Origin of the sequence: Mucilaginibacter sp. L196 (assembly GCF_009765905.1) — a bacterium.
GTDB lineage: Bacteria > Bacteroidota > Bacteroidia > Sphingobacteriales > Sphingobacteriaceae > Mucilaginibacter.
Genome location: NZ_LMUO01000009.1, coordinates 104303 through 125047, shown reverse-complemented (window position 1 = coordinate 125047; position 20745 = coordinate 104303). Strand labels below are relative to the sequence as shown.

The 20745-nt window shown below is 41.9% G+C and carries 17 protein-coding genes; 13 read left to right on the top strand and 4 right to left on the bottom strand.

Annotated features, from left to right (window positions below):
• Nucleotides 1-28: 28 nt before the first annotated feature.
• Nucleotides 29-1132, bottom strand: a complete 1104-nt coding sequence (locus GSQ74_RS04005; RefSeq protein WP_254060808.1) for a metallophosphoesterase — start codon at nt 1130-1132, stop codon at nt 29-31.
• A gap of 204 nt (nt 1133-1336) precedes the next feature.
• Here GSQ74_RS04005 and GSQ74_RS04000 point away from each other — a divergent pair, with 204 nt between their 5' ends.
• Nucleotides 1337-1912 (top strand): alpha-ketoglutarate-dependent dioxygenase AlkB, encoded by a 576-nt coding sequence (locus GSQ74_RS04000; protein ID WP_158990310.1) that lies wholly within the window; start codon nt 1337-1339, stop codon nt 1910-1912.
• A gap of 428 nt (nt 1913-2340) precedes the next feature.
• Nucleotides 2341-2583, top strand: coding sequence for a hypothetical protein (locus tag GSQ74_RS03995; protein WP_158990308.1), 243 nt, complete (start codon nt 2341-2343; stop codon nt 2581-2583).
• Between the two features lie 91 nt (nt 2584-2674).
• On the opposite strand, the gene GSQ74_RS03990 is transcribed toward GSQ74_RS03995, so the two are convergent.
• Nucleotides 2675-4246 (bottom strand): choice-of-anchor Q domain-containing protein, encoded by a 1572-nt coding sequence (locus GSQ74_RS03990; RefSeq protein ID WP_158990306.1) that lies wholly within the window; start codon nt 4244-4246, stop codon nt 2675-2677.
• Nucleotides 4247-4581: 335 nt separating this feature from the next.
• Between GSQ74_RS03990 and GSQ74_RS03985 the strand changes: the two genes are divergently transcribed.
• The 10 genes from GSQ74_RS03985 (at nt 4582) to GSQ74_RS03940 (ending at nt 15224) form a co-directional block, all read left to right on the top strand.
• Entirely contained in the window at nt 4582-5067 is a 486-nt protein-coding gene (locus GSQ74_RS03985) for a VIT family protein (protein WP_158990304.1), read from the top strand.
• Nucleotides 5068-5095: 28 nt separating this feature from the next.
• The gene (locus tag GSQ74_RS03980) at nt 5096-5767 is read left to right on the top strand and encodes a cytochrome b/b6 domain-containing protein (RefSeq protein WP_158990302.1); all 672 of its coding nucleotides are present in this window, start codon (nt 5096-5098) and stop codon (nt 5765-5767) included.
• Between the two features lie 174 nt (nt 5768-5941).
• Nucleotides 5942-6877 carry an FAD:protein FMN transferase gene (locus GSQ74_RS03975; RefSeq protein WP_158990300.1) on the top strand — a complete coding sequence of 312 codons (936 nt, stop codon included), beginning with the start codon at nt 5942-5944 and terminating at the stop codon, nt 6875-6877.
• An 8-nt stretch (nt 6878-6885) separates the two neighbouring features.
• Complete coding sequence (locus tag GSQ74_RS03970) at nt 6886-7107, top strand: DUF4266 domain-containing protein (protein WP_158990298.1); 222 nt, start codon at nt 6886-6888, stop codon at nt 7105-7107.
• A 17-nt stretch (nt 7108-7124) separates the two neighbouring features.
• Complete coding sequence (locus tag GSQ74_RS03965) at nt 7125-8408, top strand: DUF3570 domain-containing protein (RefSeq protein WP_158990296.1); 1284 nt, start codon at nt 7125-7127, stop codon at nt 8406-8408.
• 11 nt (nt 8409-8419) lie between these two features.
• Nucleotides 8420-8845, top strand: coding sequence for a thioredoxin family protein (locus GSQ74_RS03960; RefSeq protein ID WP_158990294.1), 426 nt, complete (start codon nt 8420-8422; stop codon nt 8843-8845).
• Between the two features lie 504 nt (nt 8846-9349).
• On the top strand, nt 9350-10795 hold the full coding sequence (locus GSQ74_RS03955) for a cell wall metabolism sensor histidine kinase WalK (RefSeq protein ID WP_158990292.1): 1446 nt from the start codon (nt 9350-9352) through the stop codon (nt 10793-10795).
• A 235-nt stretch (nt 10796-11030) separates the two neighbouring features.
• Nucleotides 11031-12896 (top strand): mechanosensitive ion channel family protein, encoded by a 1866-nt coding sequence (locus tag GSQ74_RS03950; RefSeq protein ID WP_158990290.1) that lies wholly within the window; start codon nt 11031-11033, stop codon nt 12894-12896.
• Between the two features lie 88 nt (nt 12897-12984).
• A complete protein-coding gene (locus GSQ74_RS03945) occupies nt 12985-13890 on the top strand; it encodes a LysR family transcriptional regulator (RefSeq protein ID WP_158990288.1) in 906 nt (301 codons plus the stop codon).
• 50 nt (nt 13891-13940) lie between these two features.
• Complete coding sequence (locus tag GSQ74_RS03940; protein WP_158990286.1) at nt 13941-15224, top strand: MFS transporter; 1284 nt, start codon at nt 13941-13943, stop codon at nt 15222-15224.
• 449 nt (nt 15225-15673) lie between these two features.
• Here GSQ74_RS03940 and GSQ74_RS03935 read toward each other — a convergent pair whose 3' ends face one another.
• Nucleotides 15674-16999: a serine hydrolase gene (locus GSQ74_RS03935; RefSeq protein ID WP_158990284.1), complete on the bottom strand. Its 1326-nt coding sequence runs from the start codon at nt 16997-16999 to the stop codon at nt 15674-15676.
• 368 nt (nt 17000-17367) lie between these two features.
• Between GSQ74_RS03935 and GSQ74_RS03930 the strand changes: the two genes are divergently transcribed.
• Complete coding sequence (locus tag GSQ74_RS03930; protein ID WP_158990282.1) at nt 17368-18057, top strand: hypothetical protein; 690 nt, start codon at nt 17368-17370, stop codon at nt 18055-18057.
• A gap of 297 nt (nt 18058-18354) precedes the next feature.
• On the opposite strand, the gene pbpC is transcribed toward GSQ74_RS03930, so the two are convergent.
• The gene (gene pbpC / locus GSQ74_RS03925) at nt 18355-20694 is read right to left on the bottom strand and encodes a penicillin-binding protein 1C (RefSeq protein ID WP_254060807.1); all 2340 of its coding nucleotides are present in this window, start codon (nt 20692-20694) and stop codon (nt 18355-18357) included.
• Nucleotides 20695-20745 lie beyond the last annotated feature (51 nt).

The window sequence follows — 20745 nt, the reverse complement described above, 5'->3', positions numbered from 1 at the left end:
GTTTCATAAACAAAAATCATCAGTATTATTAAATACTTTTCAGGGTGATCACCGTAATCTCGGGCCAGATACCTACCCTACCCTTAAAGCCGATGAAACCAAAGCCACGGTTAACATACAAATATTTTTCGCCGCGTTTATACAGGCCTGCCCATTGCTCATAAACATATTTCACGGGGCTCCATTTAAAACCAAACAGTTCGATACCAAACTGCATGCCATGTGTGTGCCCCGCAAGCGCCAAATTGATATGCTTTTCATGCTCTAAAGTTTTTGCTTCCCAGTGCGATGGGTCGTGCGACATCAGGATCTTGAACTCGCTGTCATCCAGATTGGCGGTAGCTTTAGTCAGATCGCCGTATTTTTGGAAACCGCCTTTACCCCAGTTCTCCACTCCTATCAAAGCGATTTTCTCACCACCTTTTTCAATATTTACGGATTGGTTAAGCAATAATTTAAAGCCAATCTCTTTATGAACCTCTTTAAGGCGGGCGAGGTTATCTGCTTCATCCTTTTTTGAAGGCCACTTGGAATAGCTACCATAGTCGTGGTTGCCTAATACCGAGTATTTGCCCACTTTGGCTTTCAGTTTAGCGAAAGATTCTATCCAGGGATCCATTTCTGAAGCCAGGTTATTCACCAAGTCGCCGGTGAACAGCAAGAGGTCGCTGTTTTGGGCGTTTACCAGGCTAATACCTTTTTCGACGCCTTTTTTGCTGCTGAAGCTACCAGAATGAATATCCGATAACTGTGTTATAGTAAAGCCATCGAAAGCCTCCGGCAGATCAGTGAATGGCAAGGTAATCCTGTGCACTTTGTAATTGTGTCGCCCGCCGATCATCCCATACAACAAACTAAAGAACGGGATTGCTGCGACAACGGCAGCCAGCGCGCTCACCCAAAACTGCCTTGGCGGGAAGTTGAGGAACAGGCGGGCAATATCCTCGACCAGTAAAACCGGGAGTGCCAAAATTTTCGGTACAGCCGATAGTAGCAACCCTGCCATCAATATGGATATAATCGCAGGGTTGCGGCCTATGCTGCGTATAAACATAAAGAGCATGATGCCGCCAATCAGCAATACATCTATCATCCAGTAAATCCAGGTGGCAATGGCTGAATTATCAGTCATAATTTTAACTGCGTGAAAAAAATAAACGTCGGCTATAAGCCAAATGAGTATAATAAGGGGGATTCTTTGTTTCATGTTATAAATACCTAAGGCTATTGGCCTTACAATGTTTCGGCAAAGATTAAACTTAATAATTTAACTTAAAGCCAATTTTACCGCAAGAACCGGGTTTTTACACAAGGATTACTGTTCTACTTTTGTGCTATGGAGATAATTAACAACGATGGCATCGTAAACTATTATGGTAAAGTGATGAATAAGCATGAAGCAGACGCGTATCTCAAAAATTTGCTCGATACTATTGAATGGAAAAATGATGAGGCGATCATCTTCGGCAGGCACATCATTACTAAACGAAAAGTGGCCTGGTATGGCGATGATGGTTACTCCTACAAATATTCGGGCACTACCAAGCAAGCGTTAAGCTGGACACCGGAATTACTGGAACTTAAAAAGCTAACAGAACAACTAACCGGCGAATCATTCAACTCCTGCCTGCTTAACTTGTATCATGATGGCAACGAGGGCATGGCCTGGCATAGCGATGATGAAAAATCGCTCGGGAAAGATTCGGCTATTGCTTCATTAAGTTTTGGCGCGGAGCGAAAGTTCAGCCTGAAACATCGGGTAACTAAGGAGAGCCACTCCGTATTGTTGGAAAACGGCAGTCTGCTTATTATGAAGGGTGCAACACAAACCAATTGGCTGCATTCGTTGCCAAAAAGCAAGAAGATTATTTTGCCGAGGGTGAATTTGACTTTTAGGCGTATGATGGGGTGATACTGTAGTTGCAAACTACAGTCTTATTGGTTCGAAGTCAGAGACTTCGAACAGCGAGATTCATACATTATTTCACTAAGATAGTATTATCCAACTGTTTTAAATACCATAATTGCGCTCGTTTGCAATAAGTGCAATTATGGAATATTTTTTAATGCTTTTACCCTCTTTGTCGCGCAGCGATAGAGAGGGCGGTCGAGCGAAGCAAAGACCGGGTGAGTAATTATACGAGCGCCATTGGCGCAAACGCTTGGCGCACAGTTGACTCACCCCGAATGCGCTGCGCTGTTCGACCCTCTCTCCGGCAAGCCGGAAAGAGGGCGAAAATTATTGCACGATCCTACAAACAGGACGCTGCTGTAGCATGAGAATAATAAGCTTATTTACTTAAAATTTAAACCTTAATAAAAATAGCTTGTTAAACTGATATGAAAAATCCATTTGTAAAACAGAACAACACGGGCCTTATTGCTGTAGCTTCAGTAGTAACGGCTGCAGGCGCAGGTGCGCTTGCCTATTTATATTTAACTGAAAGCGGTAACGAAGTACGTAACTCCATATCGCATAAATTGAAAGATGAATTTAAAAACCTGGTATCAAGATTTATCAGCGGGAAAACCGGCGTTTCTAAGGATAAAGTAAAAAAGGTGGCCGATCATATTTCTAAATAGGTTACATATTTGTGCTATTCTTCATTAAAAAAGCCTTGCTAAATTAATAGCAAGGCTTTAATCATAGATGTAGGATCAGAAGGGTGTTGTTTTAGTACGATGTTTCATCGGCACCAATATCAACCCTTGAATTTTGAACGCGTGCTTGTCCGTCAATATCAAGTTCGCCTGTTGCTGCTACATAACCTGGCAACCCTGCATTTATACAAACTGATGTACTACTTAAGTGTAGATTTGGCGTTGGTAAGCTGGCGGTTACAAAACCCGGAATGTTGTAAAGACCATGTGCTTCTGCATTGGGAATCACTGTTTGGGCCTGGAAATTCGCGAATGAATACCAGCCACCTGCTGTGCCAAAGTCAAATGTGATGGTGCCTGATGATGCGCTCAGGGTATAATAGTCATCATAATCCATGGTCAGGTTTGTTGAAGTATAGCCTGATAAAGCGATAACCACCACATTGCTGCGCGACTGGATAATGTTATCAAACACATTTAAGTGATCGGTATTTTGGTACTCCACCTCGCCACCGTAACCACCTTGTGAAAAGTTATCATAAAATGTATTGCCGGATAACGTTGAATAAGTAACCTTACTGCTTGCCTGGTTTGAACCGTATATAATACCGGCGGTTACGTTATTGTAGATAAAGTTATCACGCACATTAATTTCAGTAGCGGTGTAACCGTTGTTTTCGCAGCCTACGGTAATACCCGCGCCATTAGCATAGCTGGTATTACCTTGTATATTAATATACGAGCCGCCATCTACATAAATACCACCTGAGGTTGCAACTTGCGATACGCAGTTGTATACGGTATTATAATTTACGTTTCCGCCCCTTGCATAATTTACGCTATCAGGTGCGCCGGTATAGCTGTAATGGCCCGACATATCAATCCCAATATTTGGAATATCATGCACAACATTGTGCTCTATTAAAAAATTGCTCACATTACCCGCCATGGTCAAGGCCTCACTGTAACCGGTGGCGCAATCGTAAATAGTATTGTAGCCAACATATACATTGTTATAAGCTAATGCACCTGTTGCACCCGTACCTTCCACAAAAATTGCATGCGCATTGTTTGATGATGATGGAACAGCTGTCAAACTGGTTGTCCAGCCTACATTATCTACGGTACAGTTGCTTATGTCCACATTAGTACCCGATCCTGTAACAGCAATACCATTAGCATACGCCATAATATTATTTTGAATGGTGATACCATTAATGCTAATGTAGCTTTTGCTTGCTACAGTTATCATATTGGCGTTGCTGCCGGTATTGGTTGTACTTCCATCTATAATAACAGTGCCGCCATCGTTAACTACAGTTATTGGCGCAGCAGATGATGCCCCTGAATTTGGGAACGTTATTCGTTCATAATAAGTGCCCGGTAATACATTAATAGTTGCAGCTGCACCCGCGGTGGTTTTGTTTAAAGCCGCCTGGATAGTTTTTAACGGTACGGATGTGGAAAGACCCGTATTTGAATCACTCCCGGTTGAAGTATTAACGTAATAATTAGTACCGGGCCCGGTAAGAGAACTTTTTACATTCCCGGTTGAACCAAGGGCTGGTGAGGTTGGTTTCACAACAGATTTGTTGCAACCGGCAAGCAGTGCTGCAGACACCAAAAACAAGGATAATTTTTTCATAAGAAAAGAGTTTGGTAAATAAAAATGGTGAATAATGTGTTCGGGTACGCAAGAAAGTTCAGGTCAGTTAAAATACTTATACATTGATTTACAATCTAAAATACCTTTAAATCAAATATATAAAATAATTATGCGTGTACGTACACATATTTTTAAATTTATTTTCTACTTTATTTTTAATCTATGATTAAAAATCCTTTTAGCAGTCACCAAATGGCATTTTCGCAAAACCGGAGTGGTATATTATTTTTTTACACTTCAGTTTTCCTACAAACTTTAGGTCTATCTTTAAGTTTAACAGTTGGTGTTGATATTAACCCCCCTCTCCTATTTCCATGACTGAAAAATCAGACGCTAAATTTGTCATTCAAAAGATTCAACCCGGTTTGCTTGGCTTAATGGATGGCTCAGTATCAACCCTTGCCCCTATTTTTGCAACTGCCGGTTTAACCGGGCAACCTATAAAAGCTTTTTATGTAGGGTTAGCGGCTTCGTTGGGCGCGGGTATCAGCATGGGCCTGGCCGAAGCGCTATCTGATGATGGTAAAGTTACCGGCCGCGGCAGCCCGATAACGCGTGGTGCAATTACGGCATTTGCCACCGCATTGGGCGGAATGTTACATACACTGCCTTTCCTTATACCTGATTTACACCGGGCATTGCACTTTGCATACATAGTGGTTATATGTGAGCTGCTTGCAATAGCTTTTATACGTTACAAATTCATGAAAACACCTTTGTACTCCACCATATTACAAGTTATTGTGGGCGGCGGAATTGTTTTTGCCGTTGGCTTATGGCTGGGAAGCGCCGGATCTTAAAAAATTACATACAGAATACATCTAATTTATGACAATCATTGAACCAAAACGCCGGGACGTTCAACATCCGCAGGAAATAAAAAAACATTCACCGTCTTTACGCTTGTGGCATTGGCTTAACGCTATTGTTATAACCGGATCATTATTAACAGTGCTTTTAAATTCAACCCTGTTAAAAACAAAAAAGAACGCTGTAGCTATTAAAGCCAATTTAGCTCACTCGGGGATAACGGTAACCGATGGACAGGCACGGTCGGTAGCGCATGAGCTGAGCAATAAAGTTTGGATGATACATACTTACTTTGGCTATACCTTAGCCGCGCTGTTACTTTTCAGGCTGCTGGTGGAGTTTTTCCAATTAGCCGATCAGAAGTTTATTCGTAAACTAAAAAGCGCCTATCATCAATATCAAACCACGAAAAAACACCGTGAGCTTGCCAAACACGAGTTTTGGATTAAAACCATTTATGCTGTTTTTTACCTGATGCTGATAACAATGGCGCTAACAGGTTTGTGCCTGGCTTTTGAAGATGATGTGCCTTTGCTTAAATCAATTCATGCTTTTAGGCAGATACACGCTTTTACCATGTATCTGATACTCGCGTTTATTATTGTTCATGTGGTCGGCGTTTTACTGGCTGAGCGGAAAGATAGCCAGGGCATTGTATCTGATATGATAAACGGCGGTACAGATTCGTAGACAGAGACATCCATTATGTTAAACTTATGTTAAATGGCGAAATTTCATGCTAGCTACAGAATGTTAAGTTAACATTGCGTTAAGGTATCAGACATTGGGTTGGGTGGAAAAAAGGCCATTCATCTATACGTTTTCTTGCAGAAAGAATGATTTTGGCTCATCAGGTTTGTTTGAATGATAGGAATTAAAGACGTTTTTAAAAGAGCTTGTAAATTAATGGGCAACCGCTTTGAACTAAGCGTAGTTGCTGATGATGAGCAGTGGGCAAATGAAAAAATTGATGCTGGGGTTGCCGAGATACAACGCATTGAAAAACTGCTTACCACCTTTAGCGATGATAGCGAAACCAATCGGGTAAACTTAAATGCAGGCATAAAACCTGTTGAAGTTAGTCGGGAAACGTTTAACCTGATACAACGCTCGCTCAGGATATCGGCTTTAACCCAGGGCGCATTTGATATTAGTTATGGTTCGATAGATAAACGTTTATGGAACTTCGACCAGCAGATGACCCAATTACCGGATAAAGAAACAGCTAAAAAGATGGTGAGGCTGATAAACTACAAAAACATCGAACTCGATGATGATAAATGCACCGTGTATTTACGCGAAAAAGGTATGCGTATTGGCTTTGGGGGCATAGGTAAGGGCTACGCCGCCGAGCGTGCCAAACAAATAATGAAACTACAGGGAGTAGAAAGCGGTGTGGTTAATGCATCAGGAGATTTAACAACCTGGGGGTTACGGCCTGATGGCAAACAATGGACCATAGCCATAGCCAACCCAAATGCAGCTCACGAAGCATTTTCATACATGAATATTAGCGATATGGCCGCGGCAACATCAGGTAATTATGAAAAATTTGTAATGATTGATGGCAAGAAATACTCGCACACGATTGATCCGTATACGGGCTTGCCGATAAGGGGCATTAAAAGCGTAACCATAATTACTACCAACGCCGAGCTTGCCGATGCCATGGCAACACCAGTAACCATTATGGGTATAAACGCCGGTCTTGATCTGATCAATCAAATGAAAAACATTGAAGCTATTATTATTGATGACGATGATAAGCTTTATACCTCAAAAAACATAGACATTAAATAGCCCCTATTATGATAAAACGATTGATAAACGGAGCAGCATGCGTAGCGCTGATAATAACGGCTACATCGTGCGTGCATTTAAAGGAATATCAGAAAAACAGGCTCAATGATTCGGAAATGGTGCTGGGTAACCGGAAGGTTGAAAAGAATGAGTTGAACTTTGAATCCTATCGCGAAGCGGCATCAGGCGCTAACGCGGGGAAAACGGGTGGCGGTTGTGGATGTAACTAATCAGGATAAATAAAAACATGAAAAAAATATATTTATCCATAGTTGGATTTTCAATACTCTGCCGTTTAAACGCGGTGGCCCAGGTTGGCAATAACAGCCTGGCCGACAACAAGGCACCTTTTACTATATCAACCCCTGCAGTTACTGATACCGGTGATTACAAGTTAAGAAAGATACATATAGATGAGGTGGATTTTGTAACCAGCTACTATAATCAAAACGGCGATCACTCAGCAATTACGGGTGGTATCGGCACAGAAAAGGTTACCGATGTTGCCAATAGCCTTACCTTAAACTTGGTTTGGCTCAACAAATCGAATAATAAAAATACCTTAGAGGTAGGCCTCGGGTTTGATTATCATACCGCGGCATCACAGGCTTTTGTATCTAAAACCGGTGCATCATCTCCTACCGGCACAAGGATATATCCATCATTAGACTGGACAGTTGAAAACGCAAAAAAGGGAAATACATTTGGTGTAGGAGCTTATTATTCAGGCGAATTTAATTACCAATCCTTAGGTGCTGATTTGCATTTCTCGCAAAAAACAACAGATAAAAATGGCGAATTCAGCGCCAAACTTCAAGGTTATTTTGACAAGGTTACACTTATTTATCCGTCGGAGTTTGAACCGGCATCAACAACTGATTACAATGGAAATGGAACTGGTTCTGGCGATGGTAGGAGCCATCATAATTACGGCAGCAGCCCCCGTACAACGCTTGCTGCATCGTTCTCCTACTCACAAATGATCAACTCGCGCTTACAAGTTATGCTTTTAGCCGATGTAGTTACGCAAAATGGTTTTTTAAGCCTGCCCTTTCACCGGGTGTACTTTAACAACGGAAAAGACACTATTGAGCGGTTACCTTCTTCGCGATTTAAGCTGCCTATTGGGGCCAGGCTGAATTATTTTCTGGGTGATAATATCATCATTCGTACCTATTACCGTTATTATATTGATAACTGGGGCATACGATCAAATACGGCAGGCCTCGAGGTGCCATATAAGGTTACACCGTTCTTTTCAATATCACCTTTTTACAGGTTTTATAATCAATCGGCAAGTAAATATTTCGCGCCTTATGAAGAGCATAGCCCAACCGACCAATATTTTACCAGCAATTATGAGTACGCGAAATTTGAAAGCAGTTTTTACGGCATAGGTTTTAGACTAGCGCCACCTAATGGTGTATTTGGAATACAAGGTTTACACGAAATGGAGATTAGATACGGGCATTACACCCAAACTACTGACCTGGTATCAAACGTGGTGTCGGTAAGCTTAGGCTTTAAATAAAATACAAAATCATGAAATTACTAACAGTATTTATAGCAATGTTTTTGATGACCGGGGTTACCTGGTCGGGAGATTTTAGCGCGGCTCAAAAAGAGGCTTCGCAGGAGCATAAGTTAATATTGATCAATTTTTCAGGATCGGACTGGTGCGGCCCTTGCATCCGTTTACGAAAAGAAATATTAGAATCATCAACATTTGAAAGCTACGCGTCGGACCACCTGGTTTTAGTGCGTGCCGATTTTCCGAGGCAAAAGAAAAACCAATTGAGCAAAGATCAGGTAAAGCTTAATGAGTCACTTGCCGACAAATATAACCCTGACGGTAAATTCCCTTATACCTTATTGGTTGATGAAAACGGAAAAGTTTTAAAAGACTGGGACGGTTTCCCGAATGAAACGCCTGAGCAATTTGTATCGCAGATTAGCGCGGAGAAATAATTTAGAGTGGTACGGTGAAAACACCGCCCTCAAGCCGATTTTTTCATCCTCTTTTTTGCCTGCAAAAGAGAGGATGGTCGAGCGAAGCAAAGACCGGGTGAGTAATTATACGAGCGACATTGGCGCAAATGCCCGGCGCATAGTTGGCTCACCCCGAACGCACTACGCTGTTCGCCCCTCTCTCCGGCAAGCCGTAAAGAGGTAAAAATCCCTCTTTACTTAAGATGTCGTTTAAATAGAAGTTATAATCTTTTTTCTGTAAAAGTCGTTTTAATCAGGAAGCTTAAAACATAATAGGTCTATTTATACTTTGTTATACTATATACCAATAGCTGAAAAAGACGTATCTAAAAGAATAATAAACGATATACGGCTTTTAATGCATAGATTACCAAAATTATGGGCGCGAAAGCTTGTGTGAAGTGGTTTGCGTGCTAAAAGAATGCCCTGGTCAAATTGGCCTCCTGTATTAATTACTCAATATTATTTGCTCATCTCCTATTTATGGAAACCAATAATTTAGCAGAGCTGTTAACCATTGCCAATCAGGACAAGATTAATCTTGCCGCGGCGCTGGAACAGGCTAATAGCGAACTTGATCTTCAGAACAAGGAAAAAGGAAAGCGTGCGGCAGAACTCATCCTAGCCAACGTCGAGATGGATCTTCAAAATGAAGAAAAGCTGAAACTCGCTATGGAATTGGTCATCGTTAATAAGGCGCTTGATTTTCAAATTGAAGAGAAAGCAATGCGGGCCGCAGAGCTGATCATCGCCAATAAAGAGTTACGGTTTCAAAATGCAGAAAAGGAAAAGCGTGCTGCCGAGCTGGTTATTGCTTATAGCCAGCTGGATGTACAAAACCGTGAGCGTGAAGCGCGCGCCGCGGAGCTCATTTTAGCTAATACTGAACTGATCTTTCAAAATCAGGAGAAGGAAAAACGTGCCGCCGAGCTAATCATCGCCAATAAAGAATTGCTTTTTCAGAATGAAGAAAAGGAAAAGCGGGCAAACGAGCTGATTATCGCCAATAAGGAACTGCTTTTCCAGGCAAAAGAAAAGGGAAAACGTGCAGCCGAATTAATTATTGCCAATATTGAGTTGAATTTTCAGGACAGTGAAAAGGAAAAGCGTGCCGAGGAACTGATCAACGCGCTTAAGGAGCTGGATTTTCAGGATGAAGAACGGGGGAAACGTGCCGCAGAACTGCTCATTGCTAACCGGGAAGTATTGGTTCAGAAACAGGAAAAGGAAAGGCGTGCTGCTGCCGAAGCTAAAAAGGATGAATTTTTCAACATGGTTAGCCATGAATTTAAAACACCATTAACTAATATAAAAGCTATTAACCAGCTGCTGACCCAAAGGATAAATAAGGCGGATAATATTTATCCTTTTATTGCAAACGCTAATAATAGCATTAAACGCCTGGAAAAACTGATAGAAGATCTGTTAGATGTAACCAAAATTAATTCGGGACAAATCGACCTGAATATTGCAGCTTTCCATTTTTCGGATGCCCTTACGAACAGCATTGTTAATGTTCAATTAACGGCACCCAAGCACGACATCTTACTCGAAAATTCCATTGACTTGTTTTATACAGGCGATCAATTCAGGATAGAGCAGGTATTGATCAACTTACTGAACAATGCTATTAAATATTCGCCGGATGCGAGACAGGTTATTGTAAGGGCCAAGATTGAAGCGAACAACCTTGTAGTAAATGTAGAGGATTTTGGAATTGGTATCGCGAGAGAAGATATCGATCAATTATTCCAGCGCTTTTACCGCGTGAGCAAAGTAGCTATGAATTTTCAGGGGGTCGGGCTTGGCTTATACATCGCATCTGAGATTATCAAAAAACATAACGGCACATTTTCCACAATAAGTGAAGTTGGCAAAGGAAGCATATTTTCCTTCAGCCTACCACTAGACCATCAGGTATTTAATTAAACGGAGATAATACTTAGAAATGGCGTGTGGTGTCGCCCTGAGGCTCGCGAAGGGTTGGCGCAGAGGCCCGCCTCGCATACTTGGACTACGCTTAGCATGGCACCTTTTTCTACTTTTCCGAAGACCGATCGTAAAACACCAACCACAGGCTAAATAATATTAAACCCACCTTCGTTTTCGCGGATAACATTTAATGGTATCTTAGTGATATTAAAAACCTGTTACCTTTTTAGCGATGAAAAAACTTATTTACCTGGTTATCTGTTTAGTTATAGCGGGACAGCAAGAACTTCTCGCGCAGCAAGACACCAGTAACCACAAGAATGACTCTACCCACAATATAGCACTGAACAACCAGCTGTTGAATATCCAAAAGCTTTCAGCAGATCGTTTGTCCGATTCATTAAAGAGACAGCAACTGGAGAAACAGGTAGCACAACTAAGCAGTGCCGATAACCTAAAAAGGCTGGACCTGTTAAAAGAGGTTAACGCCATTAAGGAAAAAGACTCACTCCGGCTAGTACAGCAAAAACACCAGATCGATTCGCTCCGGAAGTTTGTGAAGGGGTTTCCGGTTGTGCCGTTCAGAGACACATTGTTTTCACTTTATACCAGGCAGGGAAGTTTTACCGCACAGGAGCGGGCAGAGGCCATCGCCGGGCGTATTGAAAAATTAAGCAGCGACTATAACTTCAGGCCCGACTCGCTAAAAATAGTCGACAATGAAACGACTACTGATATAGTTTTTAAGGATCAACTGCTAATGGCTGTATCAGAACCCGACGCGTTATGGCAAAACACCGACAGGCAGTCGCTCGCCATAAAACTGAAATCAAGTATCGGGGCAGCAGTATTGCAGCACCGGGAAGAGACCCGTTGGCAAACTTTATTAAAGGAGTCATTACTGGCATTATTTGTTATTGTTGTTGTAATCCTGCTTATCTACGGGGTTAACCGTTCATTAAAATGGTTGCTGAACAGGATAAGGGGCAAACAACGTTGGTTTACATCGGGTATAAAGATCAGCGATTACGAATTGCTCAATGCCGATAGACAGGTTTATCTGCTCGATTTTATATTCAGGATCGTTAAATGGTTCCTCATCATCCTGATCGTTTACCTTGCCTTACCCGTACTGTTCGGGATATTCCCTTTCACACACGACCTTTCAGACCTCTTAATAGGTTACATCACCAGCCCTTTAAAGAGTATAGCAGTTTCTATTTGGGATTATATTCCTAACCTGATCACCATTCTGGTTTTATTCGTTATTTTCAGGTACATCCTACGTTTTATCCGTTACATAAGGGATGAAGTAGCAAAAGGCTCACTAACCATTCCAGGGTTTTACCCGGATTGGGCAAGCCCTACTTACCAGATCGTACGCGTGTTGATCCTTGCCTTTATGCTGATCGTCATCTTTCCCTATCTGCCGGGTTCAGATTCGGCCGTATTTAAAGGGGTTTCGGTTTTCGTTGGGGTCTTATTTACCTTTGGTTCGGCAGGCGCTTTGGGAAATATCGTTTCGGGCGTAGTTATGACTTATACACGCGCCTTTAAACTGGGCGACCGTGTAAAAATAGGTGAAGTGACAGGTGACATTATTGAAAAAACAATGCTTGTTACCCGTATTCGTACGGTTCAAAATGAGATTATTTCCATACCGAATTCAACGGTTATCAGTAACCATACCATCAACTACAGCAGCGATGCGCCCGACAAAGGCTTGATTATCCATACCACGGTAACCATTGGCTATGACGCACCGTGGAGACAGGTACATCAATTGCTGATAGATGCCGCGCTGGATACGCCAATGGTTGAAAAAGAACCACTGCCCTACGTATACCAAACCAGCCTTGACGATTATTACGTGAGTTACCGTATCAATGCATTTACCAAAGAACCCAACCGGCAGGCGGCCATTTACTCGGCGTTGCATGCCAATATCCAGGATCATTTCAATAAAGCTGGTGTCGAGATAATGTCGCCGCATTATAAAGCGCTAAGGGACGGTAATGCAACTACTATCCCGCCAGACTATTTACCAAAGGATTATACCGCGCCCGGCTTTGTTACGCAAACCCGCAAACCGGAATAATGCGGGATGGATAACACCAAATGATTTATTTTTGATTATCATATATTAGCATGATTATTTAATCAAATCACAGGCAAAATTAAACGCTATGCCCGACAAAATTCTGAACTTATTTAAGATCAAAGTATTATCGGAAGTTTGCAAAACGAACAGTTATCGCATTGCATCAAAAAATCTATATATCACTCCTTCAGCGGTCAGCAAAATCATTAAAAGCCTCGAAGCTGAGTGGAACCTTCAATTAGTTCAGTCGACAGGAAATAGCATTAAAGTTACCCCTCAAGCGAATCAATTGGCTGGCCTTGCAACTGATATTCTGCAGGCAGGCACCAACTTCGCTGAGCAACTATCCGTTTTAAATGGGCACAATAGTACAGCAGCTTTGCAAATAGGTTCGGGAGGCTCACACTCGAAAATCATTATGAACAAGTTGCTGGAGTTCTTTGAGCGCTCATTCCCGAAATTGGAATATGACGTGGTAACCAATAACTCAGCTGAAATATTGAATCTTGTTGAGAAAGGCGAACTGGATTGCGGCATCGTATCGGGAATAGTACCCGATCATGTGGATAAGGAATTGATTTATAATGACAATATATCCTTATACGCCTACCACAAACATCCGCTGGCGTCCGCCACAGTATCATTAAAGGACATAACGTATCCGATTTGCCTACGGGAGAAAGGATCGTCAACAAGATTTTATGTAGAACAATTTCTATTTGAAAATCACATCCAGCTTCAAAATACCAAACAAACAGGAAAGAATGATGAATTGACGGACCATCTGTGCAAAACACAGGATGCATTACAGTTTATATCTGATTTTTATTACCGTAACAGCAATTGGAATAAAGAATATGTAAAAATCCAATGCAGCGAAGTTCTTATCCCCATTTCGGTTTATTTCATTACCCGTAAGAACTTTCCTTTTCTTAAATTAAGGAAACATATGCGGAGCGGGGCTTTCCAGGAGGAATTTTTGGCACCCTAAGTAACTTTTTTTCGCTTTGTTAGCCACAGCTTAAGATTTACGTTTGTTGTATGGATAGCGTAACCACTCAACATATCAAACATGATCCTTTTGCATCGCTACGTTTTAAAGATTTCCGTTCATACATTGCCATGAACTTCTTTTTTACGTTCGCTTACCAAATGCAAACCATTGTTATCGGTTTTTACATTTACCAGTTAACTAAAAGTGTTTTTGCATTAGGCATGCTTGGCCTAAGCGAAGCCATTCCTGCTGTAGGGATTGCTTTATATGGTGGCTATATTGCAGACAAATCTGAAAAAAGAAAGATGTTGTTGTGGATCTATAGCGGTGTAATTTTATCGTCAGCTATTATGTATACGGTTACGCTAAAAAGCATAGGCCCTTATCTACATGCAGGCTGGATAGTGCCAATTATAGATGGCATGATATTTTGCAACGGCGTGGCGCGTGCGTTTTTTGGCCCGGCAACCTTTACCGTGTATGCCCACAGTATCCCAAAGGAACTTTATCCTAACGGCACTACCTGGACCACCTCCACCAAGCGCTTAGCCTACATATTAGGCCCGGCAACCGGCGGCCTGGTGTATGGCTTTGCCGGTATAACAGCAGCGTTTTACGTGATCTTGTTTTTTGTGGCGGTTGCACTGATACTTGTTTATTTCATGAAGGAATATCCGGCAGTATTCAAACCGAAGGAAAACATTTGGTTCAGCCTTGGTGAAGGTGTAAGGTTCGTATTTAAAACCAAGATGATGCTGGGTGCCATGAGCCTTGATCTGTTCTCGGTATTTTTTGGCGGCGTAGTTGCTTTATTACCGGCTTTTGCCAATACATTGCTAAAAGTGGGCCCCGAAGGACTGGGTATTATGCGTGCAGTATTCTCTACCGGATCGATAGTAACCATGCTGATTATGTCAAAGTATTCACCAATGAACAGGTCGTGGCGTAATTTATTGATCGCTGTTACAGGTTTTGGTATCTCTATTATTTCCTTCGGGCTTTCGCGAAATTTTTACCTTACTTTATTTTTCCTGTTTGCTCAAGGTTCATTCGATAGCATAAGCGTGATTATCCGTGGCAGTATAATGCAGTTACTCACTCCCGACCAAATGAGGGGCAGGGTATCGGCAGTAAGTTCAATGTTTATCGGTTCATCAAATGAACTCGGTGACTTTGAATCAGGCACGGCAGCAAGTATTTTGGGCCTGGTACCGGCTGTAATTTTCGGCGGATGCGTCACGCTGACGGTAGTAACCGTTACCTATTTCAAAACAAAAAACCTGCTACCACTGTCAATGGAAGATATTCATAGTTCTGATATAGCCGCCTAAAAAGTATTCGTTTTTATGTTCTGATACCAGATCTTTTGGAATATCACCTTTCAGCCTGTGGTCGGTGTTTTCACCGCAGATGTTCAGAAGAATAAAAAAGGAAGCACCGGCCTTGTGTGATTCCGGCCATGGGGTGGGGACAATGTAACTTAGTTAATGGGGAATAATTCTTTACCCTCTTACCGGAGAGAGGGTCGAACAGCGCAGCGCATTCGGGGTGAGTCGACTGTTCGCCAGTTATTTGCGCCAATGTCGCTCGTATACTCAACTCACCCGGTCTTTGCTTCGCTCGACCACCCTCTCTTTTGCAAGCAAAAAAGAGGGAATTAAAACGACAATGTAAACTTCCGAACACCTATGGTGTTTTCACCGCATCATAAAAATGGCCTGATCAGCATGAAAAAGCAGTTTTTTTCAACTATCAATTTCGAATTTGCAATTTGATCCCATTAGTTGGCTTTAGTAAAAAGATAGGTAACTCCCCCCTGATTTAAAGAGAAACTATTTTTGGCTGGGTCGAATTGTACGGTAATGTTGGCATAAGTGAATTTATCACCTCCTTTGGCTTCCAGCGGAAATGCCATCTGACCAGTGGCTTGCGCAAACAGCGCTGTATTATTTTTAGTAATAGCAATTTTTAAAGGTATTTGGGTACTGGAATATTTACCGACATATTTATCGAGATCAGCCGTGCTTAGGGTAATTGTTTTAAATTCAGGAATTGTAAACGGCTTATTAAAATAGATGCTTAACGCACCTGTGATTATATCAGTAGTTGAATATCGCACCCCGTTAGCAGTATAAGCTATCGCTAGCTTCTCTTGCGGGAAATAAATAAGCCAACTGGAGAACCCGTCGATGCCCCCGCTGTGCCCATAACCTTTTTTGTCATAAAACGGAATCGTGATCATGGCCATACCATAGTTATCCTTCATCGTTTTCATAAGCTCTAAACTAGCACGGTTAATGAGTTTTCCTGCAAAAAGCGCATTTATAAATTTAACCAAGTCCGTCGGTGTGGATACAATAGCGCCAGCCCCACCCGGAATACTCATATCCGTTTCTGGCATTTGCGTCCATTGCCCTGCATATTTGTAGGAGTGTGCTTCGTTTTTGGCTGTATTGGTTTTAGTACCATAATAAGTATCTGCCAAGCCAATTCGGGAAGTGACGCGATTTTTCAATTCTTCGGCATAGGTTTTACCGGTTAATTTTTCAATAATATAACCCAGCAACACAAAATTGGTATTGCTGTATTCGGCCTTTGCATCCGGTTCAAAATCGGGTTTCTGCCTGGCAAAAATGGCAGTCATTTCAGCTTCTGATTTAGGGGTAGCCATATATGTGGTATAAAGCGAGTCACTCGTAAAGTTATGAAGGCCACTGCGGTGATCAAGCATTTCTCCTATGGTGATATTTCCAGCATTAGGGAGTTGTGGAAAATAAGTAGCCAATGGTGTTTCAAAGCTAAGCTTACCTTCATCAATCAGTTGAAAGATCATAACCGCTGTAAACATCTTACTGATAGAGCCTATCCGGTATTCAGTCTTAATTGTCGCTGGTGTTTTTAACCCATCGTTTACCTGACTGTAACCGATGGCGTTTTGGTATACGACCACACCATTGGATGTTATAGCAATACTACCCATGTTTTGGCCATGCGTGTTCAGCGCGACAAAAAAACTGTCTAACTTGGCTTTGTCGAAGGTTTGAGCATGAGTGCAACTTTGCAAAATAAGGAGCAAGAATAAAAGATTTAATCTTTTTTTAGTCATTGCGTTAATGTTTAGAAGATAAAGTTAGAATTTAATTAGGTGATAGATGCTATCTACTGTTAGATGCCAGATCAATTGCCATGGAATTTCCAAAAACATAAATTAAGAAAACATTATTTCTACAGTTATTGTTAAGGTAAACATAACTTTAAACAATCATATAGGTTTCCTGAAGCTGTTTTAAGAATATTTTTTCAGGTTGATGTACCGTCGGGAAAACAAGCATCCCGGAAAATCAACAATTATAGCTTTAAGTGCAACAAAGAAGATATGCTTTTAATACCGCCTGCTGGTACTTGTTTTTATATTGAGACCCTGATTTTTACAGCTTAAAAGTTAATTGTTAAATCTCTAATTTTTAATAAAATATGAACAGAATAATTTTAGCCCTCATTTTGTTATCTGCTAACCCGTTGCTTAGCCTTGCACAAACTTCTCAACCAGACATGACTGTATTTGGATATAAATTGGGTAAAAAAATACCCATACCGGAATGCCCTTGTAAGATTGTTGAATCGAAAAGAGTAGGTAATTATGGAGTTTTAAGCATTACACACATTAAAGGCTATCAATATGTATCAGGATTAGGAACTCCCGTTAGCACCACCTGTTTTGAACGTTTAGACATAGATAATTATAAAGTAAAAAAAAGTGACCAATTAAATCCGTTACCTGCAGTTACAAATGGAATTATCAACGTTCGATTTGCACCGCAAGACGCTCCCTCAAAGGAGATGTGCCCTTTAGGCTCATTTAATGCATCTATTGAAGATTCTAAATTGACGGCTGTTACCTTTACGATATATGCTGGTGATGCCGATAATATATTTGCGGCACTGAAAAAAAAGTATGGAAATAATGCAGTTGTAAAGCCCTATACAATACAAAATGGTTATGGAGCGTCGCTTAATTATTATGTGGCTATTTGGGCCTTCCCTAATTTAGGAGTAGTATTAGAAAGTTCAATGCATAGATCACTTTCAGAACAATTTGGTACCGTAGCCATTGAACTACCGAAAAAAGGTGAAGCACCACCTCAAAATCAACGGAAATTATAGAACCGATTTCCAGATATGCACTTTGGTGAGCGGATTAGAAGACATTCTGTTACCGATGACTTTAAAGCTTAAACAAGTTTGTGACAGTTTGAAAATTCCGGTCACTTATATCATCCAGCCCGGAGATCATAATGAAGCTTACTGGAAGAAAAGCATTCAGTCTATCGTCGGTGTTTTCACAATAGGTGTTTTCACCGCACCATAAAAATGGCCCAATCAGCATAAAAAAGCGAAAAAACAATCCTTACTATATCCATTTTATCAAATGATATATAGTGGATTAAGCTTAACAGCTATTTACTTTTTGTTCAACACCTCGAATGTTGTTTTTATCGTATTGCCTTCTGAATCCACCAAAGTAAGAGTATGCACGCCCTGAGATGGGTTTAAGGCTATCTGATGATAGTCTTTTGTAACACCGATATACTGATCATCCAGGTGCCAAAATATCTTCATCCCGGCCTGGCGGTGCGCGGCATTGCATATCATCCGGCCGCGCTTGCCATCAGCTTCCAGCGGTATATAAATTTTAGCACCTTCTTTGGGGTAGATGAGTTCCATAGGTTGTATCTTATCCGTTGAAGCGCAATCAGCCCTAAATGGCGGTAAACTATGATATTGATAATTCTTTGCTTTGTAATAGTATTCCATGGCAGGCGGCAACACAAACCAGCTGCGGTTTACTATCTGGTCGGGCGCTACGCAATCACTGTTAACCTGCCACTGCCCGGTCTTATCTAAATGCACCAATTGGTGATAAGGACAAACAGGCGATCTTAACCCAGCTTTGGGGACATACATCTCATCCGTATCGGTACAATACTCACCTGCACGGTAGCCACTTTGCCTGCAAACGCTTATCCTAACCATTTCGCCGGTTGGCATATCAAACCAGTCGCGGGTCACAGGTAATAGCCGGAATATCTCAAATAGCGCCGGGGCTGCGGTGTTGATGCCCGTTAAACCTGAACGGCCCTCGCCTGATGTATTGCCCACCCATACCCCAACTACATATTTTGGTGTTATACCAATAGCCCAGCCATCGCGAAAACCAAAACTTGTTCCCGTTTTCCAGGCAATGCGTTGTGTTGAGCCAAATTGCTGCCACAACATTTCTTCGCCGGGCCGCATCACTTCTTCCATGGCTTGCATGGTGTAATAAATTGATCCGGCATCTAACAAGCCTGAGTTTTCTAGTTGTGGTTTTGAAACAGGCTTATTGGCATATACAGGAGAGTGATAATCCGCAGGATCATATTTACCCCGGTATTTATCGTAGTGATTAAGCACCCGCGCCATATCCGCGTAAGCGCCGGAAAGCTCCCACAGCGTATTTTCACCACCGCCTAATATTAGTGATAAGCCATAATAATCCGCGGGTTGTTTTAAGGTGGTGATACCCACCTTCTTCAAAAAATCATAAAAACGTTCGTATTTATACTTTTGCAGCATTTTTACAGTAGGCACATTAAGCGAACGGGCCAATGCGCGTGAAGCTGGTACCGCGCCATCATAACCCAGGTCGAAGTTTTCGGGATGATAACCCGCTATTTGGGTAGGAATGTCGGGCATTAAGGTATTGGGCAATATATAGCCGTCATGCAGCATAGCAGCATATAGTAGAGGCTTCAGGGTACTACCGGGACTGCGCGGCGCATTAATCACATCAACATTACTTTCCATGCTGGTATCTTCCGGGTGATAAATATTACCCACATAGGCTATCGTGGCGCCGGTTTCTACATCCAAAACAATAGCTGCAATGTTGTTGATGTGATTGGCCGCTAATACCTGGTGATGCCTTTCTATAATATCGCTAACCTGCTGTTGCAATTCTGCTTTAATAGAAGTTGTGATACGGGTTGGGCCAACGTGAACGCCGCTTTGGCAATCTTGCTTAAATCGCTCTAACAAATGCGGGGCAAGTATGGGCAACGGCAACGGCTTATCGGGCATAGGCTCTAGCTTGGCAAGGTAGGCTGTGTTTTTATCGATAACACCTTGTTTGTTTAGTTTATCAAGTAATAGATTTCTTTTCTTTAACAGGATATTCCTGTTTTTACCGGGATGCACCAGTGAAGGCGAGTTGGGCAGAACGGCTAATGCAGCCATCTCTCCCCATGACAATTGATTAGGATCTCTTCCAAAATATCGCCACGACGCGGCATCCAATCCCACCACATTACTGCCGAAGGGTGCATTGCTGGCGTAAAGTGCAAGTATCTCTTGTTTGCTATAAGTCACTTCCAGCCTTAGTGCCATCACCATTTCCAGTAGCTTATTAAAAAACGTACGGTGATGATGGGTAGCTATCCTGATGACCTGCATGGTTAGGGTACTGCCACCGCTGCTAATATGTCTTGATCTGATGTTTTGCACGATCGCCCTGCCAAAAGCTAAAAAATCAACACCGGGATGATGTTCAAAACGCTTGTCTTCAAACGCGATTATACATTGCTTAAACTTCTCGGGCACCAAAGTATCATATGGAAAGCGCCACTGCCCATCGGGAGCAATAGCCGCCCCCAGCAATTGCCCTTTATCATCATCAATAATGTACGACGTAGGGCTATTAAATAACCTTTTGGGCAGGCAAAACCAAAAAAGCAGGAACAACACCAGCAATGATAAAATCATCACCAGCCTTTTATTGCTAAGCCAAACCGGCCGCCTTTTAAGCAAATACAT

Bases quoted from the DNA above. Each gene is read 5' to 3' on its own strand.
- GSQ74_RS03970 (WP_158990298.1), top strand. From the start codon at position 6,886: ATGATAAAACGATTGATAAACGGAGCAGCATGCGTAGCGCTGATAATA.
- GSQ74_RS03990 (WP_158990306.1), bottom strand. From the start codon at position 4,246: ATGAAAAAATTATCCTTGTTTTTGGTGTCTGCAGCACTGCTTGCCGGT.
- GSQ74_RS04000 (WP_158990310.1), top strand. From the start codon at position 1,337: ATGGAGATAATTAACAACGATGGCATCGTAAACTATTATGGTAAAGTG.
- GSQ74_RS03945 (WP_158990288.1), top strand. From the start codon at position 12,985: ATGCCCGACAAAATTCTGAACTTATTTAAGATCAAAGTATTATCGGAA.
- GSQ74_RS04005 (WP_254060808.1), bottom strand. From the start codon at position 1,132: ATGACTGATAATTCAGCCATTGCCACCTGGATTTACTGGATGATAGAT.
- GSQ74_RS03950 (WP_158990290.1), top strand. From the start codon at position 11,031: ATGAAAAAACTTATTTACCTGGTTATCTGTTTAGTTATAGCGGGACAG.
- GSQ74_RS03955 (WP_158990292.1), top strand. From the start codon at position 9,350: ATGGAAACCAATAATTTAGCAGAGCTGTTAACCATTGCCAATCAGGAC.
- GSQ74_RS03965 (WP_158990296.1), top strand. From the start codon at position 7,125: ATGAAAAAAATATATTTATCCATAGTTGGATTTTCAATACTCTGCCGT.
- GSQ74_RS03980 (WP_158990302.1), top strand. From the start codon at position 5,096: ATGACAATCATTGAACCAAAACGCCGGGACGTTCAACATCCGCAGGAA.
- GSQ74_RS03930 (WP_158990282.1), top strand. From the start codon at position 17,368: ATGAACAGAATAATTTTAGCCCTCATTTTGTTATCTGCTAACCCGTTG.
- GSQ74_RS03985 (WP_158990304.1), top strand. From the start codon at position 4,582: ATGACTGAAAAATCAGACGCTAAATTTGTCATTCAAAAGATTCAACCC.
- GSQ74_RS03995 (WP_158990308.1), top strand. From the start codon at position 2,341: ATGAAAAATCCATTTGTAAAACAGAACAACACGGGCCTTATTGCTGTA.
- GSQ74_RS03940 (WP_158990286.1), top strand. From the start codon at position 13,941: ATGGATAGCGTAACCACTCAACATATCAAACATGATCCTTTTGCATCG.
- GSQ74_RS03975 (WP_158990300.1), top strand. From the start codon at position 5,942: ATGATAGGAATTAAAGACGTTTTTAAAAGAGCTTGTAAATTAATGGGC.
- GSQ74_RS03960 (WP_158990294.1), top strand. From the start codon at position 8,420: ATGAAATTACTAACAGTATTTATAGCAATGTTTTTGATGACCGGGGTT.
- pbpC (WP_254060807.1), bottom strand. From the start codon at position 20,694: ATGATTTTATCATTGCTGGTGTTGTTCCTGCTTTTTTGGTTTTGCCTG.
- GSQ74_RS03935 (WP_158990284.1), bottom strand. From the start codon at position 16,999: ATGACTAAAAAAAGATTAAATCTTTTATTCTTGCTCCTTATTTTGCAA.